Annotated in this window: 11 protein-coding genes and 1 tRNA gene; 4 read left to right on the top strand and 8 right to left on the bottom strand. The window is 67.7% G+C overall.

The genetic code is table 11. The annotated features are described in order from the left end of the window. Positions 1-79: 79 nt before the first annotated feature. A complete protein-coding gene (locus KEC57_RS07715) occupies positions 80-652 on the top strand; it encodes a dihydrofolate reductase family protein (protein ID WP_229383993.1) in 573 nt (190 codons plus the stop codon). A gap of 16 nt (positions 653-668) precedes the next feature. On the opposite strand, the gene KEC57_RS07720 is transcribed toward KEC57_RS07715, so the two are convergent. From KEC57_RS07720 to KEC57_RS07730, 3 genes are read right to left on the bottom strand one after another with little or no spacing between them, the layout of a single operon-like run. Next, the gene (locus KEC57_RS07720) at positions 669-1,433 is read right to left on the bottom strand and encodes an SGNH/GDSL hydrolase family protein (RefSeq protein WP_229383994.1); all 765 of its coding nucleotides are present in this window, start codon (positions 1,431-1,433) and stop codon (positions 669-671) included. 20 nt (positions 1,434-1,453) lie between these two features. Continuing rightward, positions 1,454-2,863, bottom strand: a complete 1,410-nt coding sequence (locus KEC57_RS07725) for an MFS transporter (protein WP_229383995.1) — start codon at positions 2,861-2,863, stop codon at positions 1,454-1,456. Between the two features lie 48 nt (positions 2,864-2,911). Then, positions 2,912-3,949, bottom strand: a complete 1,038-nt coding sequence (locus tag KEC57_RS07730; RefSeq protein ID WP_229383996.1) for an LLM class flavin-dependent oxidoreductase — start codon at positions 3,947-3,949, stop codon at positions 2,912-2,914. Positions 3,950-4,063: 114 nt separating this feature from the next. Here KEC57_RS07730 and KEC57_RS07735 point away from each other — a divergent pair, with 114 nt between their 5' ends. Next, positions 4,064-4,720, top strand: coding sequence for a phosphoribosyltransferase (locus KEC57_RS07735; protein WP_229383997.1), 657 nt, complete (start codon positions 4,064-4,066; stop codon positions 4,718-4,720). A gap of 33 nt (positions 4,721-4,753) precedes the next feature. Here the strand turns inward: KEC57_RS07735 and KEC57_RS07740 are convergent, their stop codons facing one another. Next, a complete protein-coding gene (locus KEC57_RS07740) occupies positions 4,754-6,427 on the bottom strand; it encodes a DUF885 domain-containing protein (protein WP_229383998.1) in 1,674 nt (557 codons plus the stop codon). A gap of 93 nt (positions 6,428-6,520) precedes the next feature. Further along, a complete protein-coding gene (polA, locus tag KEC57_RS07745) occupies positions 6,521-9,238 on the bottom strand; it encodes a DNA polymerase I (RefSeq protein ID WP_229383999.1) in 2,718 nt (905 codons plus the stop codon). 69 nt (positions 9,239-9,307) lie between these two features. Between polA and KEC57_RS07750 the strand changes: the two genes are divergently transcribed. After that, on the top strand, positions 9,308-9,733 hold the full coding sequence (locus KEC57_RS07750; protein ID WP_229384000.1) for a hotdog fold thioesterase: 426 nt from the start codon (positions 9,308-9,310) through the stop codon (positions 9,731-9,733). Positions 9,734-9,813: 80 nt separating this feature from the next. Here the strand turns inward: KEC57_RS07750 and KEC57_RS07755 are convergent, their stop codons facing one another. Continuing rightward, positions 9,814-10,434, bottom strand: a complete 621-nt coding sequence (locus KEC57_RS07755; RefSeq protein ID WP_056368239.1) for an ANTAR domain-containing response regulator — start codon at positions 10,432-10,434, stop codon at positions 9,814-9,816. Positions 10,435-10,482: 48 nt separating this feature from the next. Between KEC57_RS07755 and KEC57_RS07760 the strand changes: the two genes are divergently transcribed. Beyond that, positions 10,483-10,565 (top strand) — tRNA-Leu (locus tag KEC57_RS07760). A 61-nt stretch (positions 10,566-10,626) separates the two neighbouring features. On the opposite strand, the gene KEC57_RS07765 is transcribed toward KEC57_RS07760, so the two are convergent. Further along, on the bottom strand, positions 10,627-11,016 hold the full coding sequence (locus KEC57_RS07765) for an SHOCT domain-containing protein (RefSeq protein WP_229384001.1): 390 nt from the start codon (positions 11,014-11,016) through the stop codon (positions 10,627-10,629). A gap of 75 nt (positions 11,017-11,091) precedes the next feature. Continuing rightward, complete coding sequence (gene pyk, locus KEC57_RS07770; protein WP_229384002.1) at positions 11,092-12,540, bottom strand: pyruvate kinase; 1,449 nt, start codon at positions 12,538-12,540, stop codon at positions 11,092-11,094. Between the last annotated feature and the right edge of the window lie 14 nt (positions 12,541-12,554).

Consider the following 12,554-nt stretch of genomic DNA (forward strand, 5'->3'; position numbering starts at 1 on the left):
TGATCAGTACAGTACCAACTAGTTGAATAGAGGTCAAGACGGCCACGCACGTGTCGGAGCCAGGCGGTACCGTGACCGCATGCCCCGTGTGATCTTCTACACAGCCACCACGCTCAACGGCTTCCTCGCCGACGACCACGACTCGCTCGAATGGCTCTTCGCCGCTCCGGGAGGTGAAGGCGGCGATGACGATTTCCAGCGCTTCCTCTCCGGGATCGGCGTGCTCGTCCAGGGGTCGTCGACCTATCGCTGGGTCGTCGAGCACGAAGACCTCGTCGCGCATCCCGACAAATGGCCGGCGTACTACGGCGACCGCCCGACGTGGGTGTTCTCGAGTCGTGAGCAGCGCGCCGTGCCAGGCGCAGACATCCGCTTCGCCAGCGGCGACGTGGCGGCCGAGTGGCCGGCGATCCGCGATGCCGCGGGCGAGCGCGACGTATGGGTCGTGGGTGGTGGAGATCTGGCCGGTCAGTTCGCCGACGCCGGTCTCCTCGACGAGATCCGGGTGTCGATCGCGCCCGCGACGCTCCCGTCCGGCAAGCCCCTGCTGCCGCGTCGGATCGGCGCGGAGCGGCTCACCCTCACCGCCGTACGGAAGGCGGGCGCGTTCGCTGAGCTCACGTATGCCGTTGGCGCTCCCGCAGCCGAGTGACGGCGTGCTGGGGCTGTCAGCCGTCGGTCGAGGGCGCGAACGGAGTCCACGTCCCGAACTTCGCCGCACGACCGTCTCCTGACGACGTGCCCGTGAGACGGCGGCGCACCCACGGCCCCACGTGCTCACGGTAATACGCCGCCCCTCGTGCACCGGCGGGGGGCAGCGGGGGCATCGACCACCATGCCGGCGGCGGCTCCATGCCCAGGGCGGCGAGCACCCGCGCCGCGACGCGGTGATGGCCACGGGAGCTCATGTGGAGACGGTCCTCCGACCAGTAGGGCGGGCTCGCGAGTTCGCGATCGAACCAGTTGTACGCCCGCACGACATCGGTGCGCTCTGCCACGCGCGCCTCCACGGCCCACGAGAGCAGATCACCGCGCCGCTGGATCAGTCGGCTGAGCGGCAGTTGTCCGGATGGATTGGCGCCCGACAGCAGGATGAGGCGGACGCCCTCCTCATCGCACCGGCGCAGCACGGTGTCGAAGGCGTCGACGACATGCGACACACTCGTGCGCGGACGGAGCATGTCGTTTCCGCCGCCGTTGAACGACAGGTGGGTGGGGCGCAGCGCCAGCGCGGGTTCGAGCTGCTGCTCGAGGATGGGCCACACCAGCTTGCCGCGGATCGCGAGGTTGGCGTACTCGATCGGCTCGCCCGAGGCATCCGCCCAGCCTTGCGCCACAAGGTCGGCCCAGCCCCGCACATGCCCGTCGGGAAGCTCGTCGCCGACGCCCTCGGTGAATGAGTCGCCGATCGCGACGTAACGCACGGATGCCATCGCTCCAGCCTACGTCTGCCTCACCGGTCGTCGAGCGCGACGCCGCGGCGATCGGCCAGACCCCACGCCGCACCCGCGGCCACCGCGAAGAAGGCGGCGAACACGACGAACAGCGCGGGTGCTCCGCCTGCCGCGAGCAGCGGAGGCACCGTGAGCGGCGCGATGATCGAGGCGATCCGCCCGACGCCCGCAGCCCAGCCGGACCCGGTCGCACGCAGTGACGTCGGATAGGTTTCGGGCGTCACCGCATACAGCGCTCCCCACGCACCGAGGTTGAAGAACGACAGTGCCATTCCGGCGGCGATGATGGCGCCTGCGCTGCCGGCCGTGCCGAAGACGATCGCGGATGCCGCAGACCCGACCAGGAAGACCGAGAGCGTCGTGCGCCTCCCCCACACCTCGATCAGCCAGGCTGCTGCGGCATATCCGGGCAGCTGTGCGAGGGTGATGATGAGGGTGAACCCGAACGAGCGCACCAGGTCGTATCCCTGGGCGACCAGGATCGACGGGATCCAGATGAACGCTCCGTAGTAGGAGAAGTTCACGCAGAACCACACGACCCACAGACAGGCCGTCCGCACGCGGAACTCCCGCGACCACAGTGCGCCCAGGCGCGCGCCGGCGCTCGTCGCGGCCGCAGGAGCCTCGGCGGAGGCAGGCGGCGTGGTCTCGGCTTCGGTGGGCGACGAGGCTCCCGGCGTGCCCGACCCGGGCGACGGCGCTGACCCCTCCCTGCTCAGCGCGGCCTGCTCGAACGATCGCACGACCGCCTCGGCGTCGGCATGCCGGCCACGGCGCTGCAGCCAGCGAGCCGATTCGGGCAGGCCCCACCTCACGATGAGTGCGTAGAAAGCCGGAATCGCGCCCAGCGCGAACGCCCACCGCCAGCCGTTCTCGGAGGCGGGGATGACGAGGTAGCCGATGATCGCCGCTGCGGTCCACCCCACGGCCCAGAAGGCCTCGAGGACTACGATCAACCGGCCGCGCATGCGGGCCGGGGCGAGCTCGCTGACGTACGTGCTTGCCACCGGCAGTTCGGCGCCGAGACCGAGTCCGACGAGGAACCGGAGCACGAGGAGCGCGGCGAGGCCCCCCGCGAGCGCGCTCGCACCGGTGGCGACGCCGTACACGAGCAGGGTGACCGCGAAGACCTGCCGCCGTCCGAAACGGTCGGCGAGCAGGCCGCCGAGCGTCGCTCCGAGTGCCATGCCGACGAAACCGATCGAAGCGATCCACGCCGTCTCCTGGGGTTGCAGGCTCCACTGCGCGGCGAGGGCTGCGAGCACGAACGAGATCAGTCCGACGTCCATGGCGTCCAGCGCCCACCCGATGCCGGATCCGGTGAGCACTCGCAGATGACGGCGCGTGAAGGGCAACCGGTCCAGGCGCTCCGAGACCGTCGCTGCGGCGCGGGTATCGGCATCCGTCATGGCGTCATGCTACGGATCTCGTGCTCTCTGCGGGAGTGCGACCCCACGCTACGCCAGCATGTCACGCACGAGCGGAGCCACCCGTGTGCCGTACAGCTCGATCGAGCGCATCATCTTCTCGTGCGACAGCGTGCCGGTGGAGAACTTCATGTCGAAGCGGCCGTTGCCGAGCGTGCGCACTGTCTCGGCGATCTTGCGGGCGACGGTCTCGGGCGAGCCGATGTACAGCGCGCCCTCTGGTCCGACGTCGTGCTGGAACCGCAGCCGGTTGTACGCCGGCCAGCCGCGTTCGCGGCCGATCGTGTTGTTCATGGCCTCGAACCCCTCGAAGGCCTCGTCCCACGCCTGCTGGTCCGTCTCGGCAACATGCCCCGGCGAATGGACGCCGATCGGGCGCGGCGCGTGCTCGAATGTCTCGAGCGAGCGGCGGTAGAGGTCCGCGAAGGGCCGGAAGCGGTCGGCGGGCCCGCCGATGATCGCCAGCATGAGCCCGTATCCATAGCGCGCGGCGCGCACCGCCGACTCGGGGCTGCCGCCCACTCCGACCCACGCGCGCAGTCCGTTCTCGGTCTTGGGAAAGACATCGGCCTCGCTGAGCGCGGCGCGCAGTGTTCCGTCCCATGTGACGGGCTTCTCGGTCAGCAGACGCGAGAACAGGTCGAGCTTCTCCTCGAACAGCGTCTCGTAGTCGCGCAGGTCGTATCCGAACAGTGGGAAGGACTCGATGAACGAACCCCGGCCGAGGATGACCTCTGCGCGGCCGTGAGAGACCGCGTCGAGTGTCGCGAAGCGCTCGTAGACGCGCACCGGGTCGTCGCTCGAGAGCACCGTCACCGCTGTGCCGAGGTGGATCCGCTCGGTGCGTGCCGCAGCGGCCGCCAGCACGATCTCGGGGCTCGAGACCGCGAACTCGGGGCGATGGTGCTCCCCCACGCCGAAGAAGGACAGACCGACCTGGTCGGCGAGCACCGCCTGATCTACGACATTGCGGATGGTCTGGGCATCGCTCAGGCGCGTGCCGCTGGCGTCGTGCGTGACGTCGCCGAAGGTGTCGAGGCCCAGTTCGAGGGCGGAGAGATCTGTCATTTGCGGATCCTTTCCATGCGTCTGCATGAAACCATTCCCCGGCCCGCACCATTCCCCGCTCGGACGGGCAATCCACACGCAGACAGGCGGATGCCGCGAGCGTAGCGTGGTGCAATGGCACTGTTCGCCGACCGCAGGGCCGCGGGGCGGGAACTCTCGAAGTCTCTCGCACCCTGGCGCGACGTGGATGCCGTAGTCCTCGGCATCCCTCGTGGAGGTGTGGTCGTCGCCGCGGAGGTCGCCGCGATCCTCGCACTGCCGCTCGATGCGGTGATCGTGCGCAAATTGGGCGCGGACGGCCGCGAAGAGTTCGCGGTGGGAGCCATCGCCGAGGGCGTGCGGATCGTGACCTCGAGCGCCGTCCGGTGGGCGGGAATGAGGCCCGAAGACGTCGACCGGGTCGAGGCGACGGAGCGGGATGAGCTCGCACGCCGGACGGATGCCTTCGCACCGGGCGACGACGATCTCTCGGGCCGCATCGCGATCGTCATCGACGACGGCGTTGCGACGGGCGCGACCGCGATCGCCGCGTGTCGTTCGGTGCGTGCACGGAAGCCGGATCGAGTGGTTCTGGCTGTCCCCGTCGCCCCGTCGAACTGGCGCGCGCCTCACGATGCGGTCGACGAGTACGTCTGCCCGCATCGTATGCGGGAGTTCTGGGCGGTCGGGGAGTTCTACGACGACTTCACGCAGACCGAGGACGCCGAGGTCGTCGCGCTGCTTCGGAATGCACCGACAGGCCGGGCGACCGGAGAGGATCGCGGCTCGTGAGCCGCGATCCCGGTCGCCGAGCCTGACGACGGGTCAGCGCGAGAGCGCCGAGCGCAGCGTGTCGAGTCCGACGCCGCCGATATCGAGCGCGCGCTTGTGGAACTGCTTGATCGAGAACGCATCGCCCTCGCGTTCGGCGACCTCGTCGCGCAGCTGCTCCCAGATGCGCTGGCCGACCTTGTACGACGGCGCCTGCCCCGGCCAGCCGAGGTAGCGGTTGACCTCGAACTTCACGAACTCGTCCGGCATGTTCACGTTGTGGCGCATGAACTCGAGCGCGAAATCCGCATCCCACACCCCGCGTCCGTCGGGACGCTCCTTCTCGAGGTGCACACCGATGTCGAGCACGACGCGCGCGGCGCGCATGCGCTGACCATCGAGCATCCCGAGACGGTCGGCCGGATCGTCGAGGTAGCCGAGCTGTTCCATGAGGCGTTCCGCGTACAGGGCCCAGCCTTCGGCGTGGCCGGAGGTGCCCGCGAGCAGACGCCGCCAGGAGTTCAGCTGCGCCCGGTTGTACACCGCCTGCGCGATCTGCAGGTGGTGGCCCGGAACGCCCTCGTGGTAGACGGTCGTTAGCTCTCGCCAGGTATCGAACTCCTCGACGCCCTCGGGCACGGACCACCACATGCGGCCGGGACGCGAGAAGTCATCGGTCGGGCCGGTGTAGTAGATCCCACCTTCCTGCGTCGGCGCGATCATGCACTCCAGGCGGCGGATCGGCTCGGCGATGTCGAAGTGGGTCTTGCCGAGCTCGGCGACTGCGTGGTCGCTTGTCTCCTGCATCCACTTCTGCAGTGCCTCGGTGCCGTGCAGCTTGCGGGTCGCGTCCTGCTCGAGGAAAGCGACCGCCTCCGCGACCGAGGCACCCGTCTTGATCTCGTTCGCGATCGATTCCTGCTCGGCGACCATGCGCGAAAGCTCTTCGAGTCCCCATTCGTAGGTCTCGTCGAGGTCGATCGTCGCACCGAGGAACTGGCGCGAGTGCAGGGCGTAGAGGTCGCGTCCTACGGCGTCCTTCTCGGTGGCCGCGGCGGCGAGGTCGGCGGCGAGGAAGTGTGCGAGAGCGTCGTAGGCGACGCGAGCGGCGTTGGCGTTGTCGGCCAGGTCGCGGGCGAGGGATGCCGGGAGCTGGCCCTCCGACGGAGCGGCGTCCGCCGCGAACGTCGCGAAGTAGCCGCTGTCCTCCGTATAGCGGCCGATCTGACTGACGACCTCGAGCACTTGACGACGCGCCGGGACGATGCCCTCGGAAATGCCCTCGCGAAGCGTCTCGACGTAGCCGTCGATGGCGGCGGGCACGGCCTTCAGACGCGTCGCGATCACCGACCAGTCTTCGGCGGTCGCGGTAGGCATGAGGTCGAACACCGAGCGGATGTTCTGCGCGTGGGAGGCGATCACGTTCAGATCGCGAAGGTGCCACTTCGCGTCGTGCAGGTCGATGCCCAGCTCGATCTCGCGGGCGAGGTCCTCCTTCGTCACGGCATCGATGTCGTCGAGCGGGGTCGCACCCGAGAGTGCGCCGAGCACCTTGCGTCCTTCGGCCACGAACTGCTCCTGGCCGGCGGGGCTGTAGTCGCCGAAACGGTCGTTGTACTCGGAGCGTCCGATGTACGTCGCGAGGGTCGGCTCGATTTCGGCGAGCGTGTCCACCCACGCGTCAGCGATCTTGTCGATCTGCGTGGGTGTGCGGGTTTCGTCAGTCATGCTTTCGAGCCTAGGCATGAGACGCGGTGTCGACAAAGCCCCAATTCAGTGCCTGGCGTGCCGGGCCCGACCCGTCTGAGTCCCGGGTCGCGTTCAGTGTCCGGCGGAGTGCCAGTCACCTCCGCGGCCGATCTGAACGTCGAGGGGCACCGAGAGCGCGGCCGCATCGCCCATGCGGGCGTGGACGATCTGCTCAGCGGCATCCCATTCGCCCGGTGCGATCTCGATGACGAGCTCATCGTGGATCTGCAGCAGCACGCGCGATGAGAGTCCCGAAGCGGCGAAATCGTCGTGGATGTGAAACAGCGCGATCTTCATGATGTCGGCAGCGCTGCCCTGGATCGGCGCGTTGAGGGCGGCACGCTCGGCGTTCTCGCGCAGCACGCGGTTAGGGCTCGCGAGATCGGGGAACGGCCGGCGCCTTCCGAAGATGGTCTCGGTGTACCCGTCGATGCGTGCCTGCTCGACGGAGGATCGCAGATAGTCGCGCACGGAGCCGAACCGCGCGAAGTACTCCATCATGAGCTGTTTGGCTTCGGACTGCTCGATGCGCAGCTGCTTGGACAGCCCGAACGCCGAGAGGCCGTAGACCAGTCCGTACGACATCGCCTTGACCTTGGTGCGCATCGCCGGGGTGACGTCCTGCGGGTCGACGCCGAAGACGCGCGCTCCGACGAAGCGGTGGAGGTCCTCACCGGAGTTGAACGCCTCGATCAGGCCGGGATCCTCGGAGAGGTGCGCCATGATGCGCATCTCGATCTGCGAATAGTCCGCCGTCAGCAGCGTCTCGTAGCCCTCGCCGACGACGAACGCGGAGCGGATGCGCCCGCTCTCTTCGGAGCGGATCGGGATGTTCTGCAGATTGGGGTCGGTGCTCGACAGCCGCCCGGTCTGGCTGCCCGTCTGGACGTAGGTCGTGTGGATGCGGCCGTCCGCGCCGATCGCCTTGTCTCCGCCGATGGCGCTGTCGAGCGATTCGATGATCTGACGGAGCTTCGTCGCCTCGCGGTGCTGCAGGAGCAGATCGAGGAAGGGGTGGGGGTTCGTCTCCTGCAGATCGGCGAGGACGGCGGCGTCGGTCGAATAGCCCGTCTTGGTCTTGCGGGTCTTGGGCAGCTGCAGATCGTCGAACAGCACTTCCTGGAGCTGCTTCGGTGAGCCGAGGTTGACTTCGCGCCCGATCGCGGCATAAGCGGCCTGCGCGAGAGCGTCGGCGCGTGCACCCAGTTCGCCTGAGAACGCCGCCAGGGTGTCGTGGGAGACAGCGACGCCGGCAAGCTCCATGTCGGCCAGGGCCAGGAGCGTCGGCAGCTCGATGTCCGTCAGCACCGTCGCCACGCTCGGCGGCAGCTCGCCGCGGACCTCTTCGGCGACCCGGAGCGTGAACCACGACAGTTGCCCGGGAGTGGCGCCCTCGGTTTCGGGGACCAGCTGGGTCGGATCGGCTTCAGGCAGCTTCTCGTCGAGGTAGCGGTCCACGAGGTGTGCGAGGGTCTTGTCGGGGAAGCTCGGACGCAGCAGCCATCCCGCGACGATCACATCGAACGCGAGCCCACCCAGACGCAGCCCGGCTCGGCGCAGCGCCTTGACCTGCGGCTTGGCATCGGCGAAAACCTTGGGCGCATCGGACGCCAGCCAATCGGCGAGAGCATCGGCGATCTCGGGCGTCCACGACGCCTCGGCCGCGGCGGGGCCGACGCGCCCCGAGTCTCCCGACGACGTGCCCGCGGCGCTGGGAGAGGGCATGGGGAACGTGGTCGAGAAGCCGATGCGCTGCGGCAGCCCGCCCTCGACGACGACCGTCACGCCGACCTCCGCATCCGCCCCTTCGAGCCACGCCCGCAGGTCTGCCGCCGACGGCTCGACCGGCGCCGGCATGGGCACCGCGGCGGCCGACGTCACAGCCGCCATCTGCTGCTCGATGCCGGCCAGCTCGGCCACGCGCGGGATGAGCGTCTTGAACTCCAGGCGCGCGAAGATGTCGCGTACGGCCTGGGCGTCCATCGGGCGCACCTCGAGGTCGTCGACGCTGAGCGGCAGCTCGACGTCGCGCAGCAGCCGGTTGAGCGCACGGTTGCGGCGAACATCGTCGAGGTGCTCTCTCAGGTTGCCGCCCACGACGCCGGTGATCTTGTCGGCGCCTTCCAGCAGCGCGTCGAGCGAGCCGAACTGTGTCAGCCATTTGACGGCGGTCTTCTCCCCCACCTTGGGCACGCCGGGCAGGTTGTCGCTGGTCTCGCCCACGAGCGCGGCGATCTCGGGATACTGCTCCGGCGGCACGCCGTAGCGGTCGATCACGGCCTGCCGGTCGTAGCGCTTGAGCTGCGAAACGCCCTGCACGTTCGGGTACAGCAGCGTGACGTCGTCGTTCACCAGCTGGATGGTGTCGCGGTCACCCGAGCAGACGAGCACGTCGAAGCCCGCTTCGGCACCCTGCGTCGCGAGCGTGGCGAGGATGTCGTCGGCCTCGATGTCTTCTTTCTGCAGCACCTGGATGCTCATCGCGGCGAGGCAGTCCTGCAGGATCGGGATCTGGCCCTTGAACTCAGACGGCGTCTCGGAGCGGTTCACCTTGTATTCGGGGTACACGCGCGTGCGGAACGACTGACGCGACGTGTCGAAGGCCACCGCGATGTGGGTCGGCTTCTCGGCCTTGATCAAGTTGATCAGCATGGCGAGGAAGCCGTAGATCCCGTTCGTGTGCTGCCCGTCCTTCGTCGAGAAGTTGTCCACGGGGAGGGCGTAGAACGCCCGATAGGCCAGCGAATGGCCGTCCACGACGAGAAGGGTAGGCTTTGCGGAGTCCGTCACCCTGCAAGCCTAGCCAGGCCCGCGGACAGCCGTTCCCCGCCGGTGCCTGCTTCGACCTGAAGGTGTGAGATGCCCGAACACTCCCCCGTGAGCCTCGACGGACTCGAGTGGGCAGCGAACCGTGGAATGGGCGCGCTGGCCGAGAAGATGGGCATCCGCTTCACCGAGTTCAGTGTCGAGCGGTGCGTCGCGACAATGCCTGTAGAGGGCAACACCCAGCCCGTCGGACTGCTTCACGGCGGCGCATACGTCGTGCTCGGCGAATCGCTGGGGTCGATGGCCGCCAATCTCCACGCGGGCCCCGACCGCCTCGCCGTCGGCGTCGACATCAACGCGACCCACACGCGCTCAGCGACGTCCGGCATCGTCACGGGAGTGTGCACGCCGGTGCACCTGGGCCGCAGCCTCACCGTCCACGAGATCGCCGTCACCGACGAGCAGGGGCGTCGCTGCTCCACCGTGCGCATCACGAATCACATCCGCCGGATCGAGTAGCCGCGTCGGGCGGAGCCCGACGCCGCGCAGACAAAGAGCGGATGCCTCTCGGAGGCATCCGCTCTTTCTGAAACCTGAGGTCAGCCCTTCTTGGGCGCCAGCTGCTCGATGATCGCCTTGGCGACATCCTGCATCGTGAGGCGACGATCCATCGATGCCTTCTGGATCCAGCGGAACGCCTCGGGCTCGGAGAGGCCCATCTTCTCGTTCAGCAGCCCCTTGGCCCGATCGACGAGCTTGCGGGTCTCGAAGCGCTCCACCATGTCGGCGACTTCGGCCTCGAGCGTGATGATCTGCTCGTAGCGGGCCAGCGCGATCTCGATCGCGGGCAGGAGATCGTTCGGCGTGAACGGCTTGACCACGTACGCGAGAGCGCCGGCCTCGCTGGCACGCTCGACGAGCTCCTTCTGGCTGAAGGCGGTGAGCAGCACCACGGGGGCGATGTGGTTCTTGCTCAGCTTCTCGGCAGCGGAGATACCGTCGAGCTGAGGCATCTTCACGTCCATGATCACGAGATCAGGACGCAGTTCTGTGGCGAGCGCCACCGCCGTCTCGCCGTCTCCGGCCTCTCCCACGACATCGAATCCGTTGTCGCGGAGGATCTCGACGATATCGAGCCGGATGAGCGACTCGTCCTCCGCAACGACGACTCGACGGGGGGTGGATGCCGTCGATGCGGCGGTCTGCTCCTGCTCAGTCACTATTGAATCCTACGGTATGGTCGTTCGCGGACGCGCGGTACGGCGTGCGCCGGTGTGGCGGAATGGCAGACGCGACCGACTCAAACTCGGTTGCCCGAAAGGGCGTGTGGGTTCGACTCCCACCACCGGCACCGATGCGAAGAGCGGATGCCTCGTCATGAGGCATCCGCTCTGTCGCTTTCTCGTGCGCGGTCAGGCGCCGAAGAACTGGTTGCCCAGGGCCTTGCTCTTGAGGGCGTCGAACTCGCCCTGCGAGATGGTGCCGGCGTCGAGGAGCTCTTTGGCCTTCGCGATGTCGTCGGCAGGAGTGGAGGAGGCAGCGGGGCGGTAGTCGTCGGACTCGGGCACCACGCCTCCGCGAGCCGACTGCGAACGCTCGGCCATCCCCTTGCCTCGGGCGATGATGTAGACGAGCGCGGTCAGGAAGGGCACGAAGACCAGCGCGATGATCCACACCGCCTTCAGCCACCCGTTGAGCTTCTCGTCGCGGAACAGGTCCGTGATGATGATGATCACCACATACAGGTACGCGATGAAATAGAAGCTCCACAGGAGGAACCAGAAAAGGTCCTGGAAGAACATCGGGGGCACACCTTCCACAAAGAAACGGGCTGTCGCGATCACACTAGTGGTCGCGACAGCCCGTTCGGGAGATTGTCAGCCCTGGTTCTTGTAGATCGGTGCCTTGCCGTGAACGGCATCGCCCACTTTGTGGATGCGGATGTCGTTGGTCGAGCCGATGATTCCGGGAGGAGATCCTGAGATCACCACGACCTTGTCGCCGACCTTGGCGAGGTCGTTCGCCAGCAGGTAGTCATCGACCTGGATGAACATGAGGTCGGTGTGCGCGACGTGCTCGACCAGGGTGGACTGCACGCCCCAGGTGAGCGCCATGCGGCGGCGGATCGCCGGCTCGGGTGCGAAGCCGATCATGGGGATGTGAGGGCGCAGACGCGACATTCGGCGCGCGGTGTCACCCGACTCGGTGAAGATGCAGAGGTACTTCGCATCGACGAACTCCGCGACCTCCATCGCGGCGAGCGTGATGGCGCCACCCTGCGTGCGCGGCTTGGTGTTCAGCGGCGCGATGCGCTCCAGCCCGTGCTCCTCGGTGGAGCGGATGATGCGGGCCATCGTCTCGACGACGCCGACCGGGTACTTGCCGACGCTCGTCTCGCCCGACAGCATGACCGCGTCCGCGCCGTCCAGCACCGCGTTCGCCACGTCACTCGTCTCGGCACGGGTCGGAACCGGGTTCTCGATCATCGACTCGAGCATCTGCGTCGCGACGATGACGGGCTTCGCCATGCGGCGGCAGAGCTCCACCGCGCGCTTCTGCACGATCGGCACGGCCTCGAGCGGAAGTTCGACACCGAGGTCGCCACGAGCGACCATGATGCCGTCGAACGCGTCGATGATCTCTTCGAGGTTCTCGACCGCCTGCGGCTTCTCGATCTTGGCGATGACGGGGACGTGGCGTCCTTCTTCGGCCATGATCACGTGGACGCGCTGCACGTCCTTCGCGTCGCGGACGAATGACAGGGCGATGAGATCGGCGCCCGCGCGCAGGCCCCAGCGGAGGTCGGCCTCGTCCTTGTCGGACAGCGCGGGCACATTGACCGCGACGCCGGGCAGGTTGATGCCCTTGTTGTTCGACACCGGGCCGGCGACGATCACCTTGGTCGTGACGACCGTGGCGTCGGTTTCGATGACCTGAACGCGGACCTTGCCGTCGTCGATCAGCAGGTAGTCACCCGGCTTGACGTCGTGCGGCAGTCCCTTGAAGGTCGTGCCGACGATCTCCTTGGTGCCGAGGATGTCGTCGGTGGTGATCTTGAAGATGTCGCCGACGGCGAGCTCGTGGGGGCCGTTCTCGAACTTTCCGAGGCGGATCTTCGGGCCCTGCAGGTCGACGAGGATCGCGACGGCACGTCCTGCATCGTCGGCGGCCTTGCGTACGTTGGCGAAGTTGTTGTCGTGGACTGAGTAGTCCCCGTGGCTCAAATTGAAGCGGGCTACGTCGACGCCGGCATCGATGATCGCGCGGACCATCTCATACGTCGACGTTGCGGGCCCAAGGGTTGCGACGATCTTGGCGCGTCTCATCCGTGGTTTCTCCG

It is taken from the genome of Microbacterium allomyrinae (assembly GCF_020682705.1).
GTDB lineage: Bacteria > Actinomycetota > Actinomycetes > Actinomycetales > Microbacteriaceae > Microbacterium > Microbacterium allomyrinae.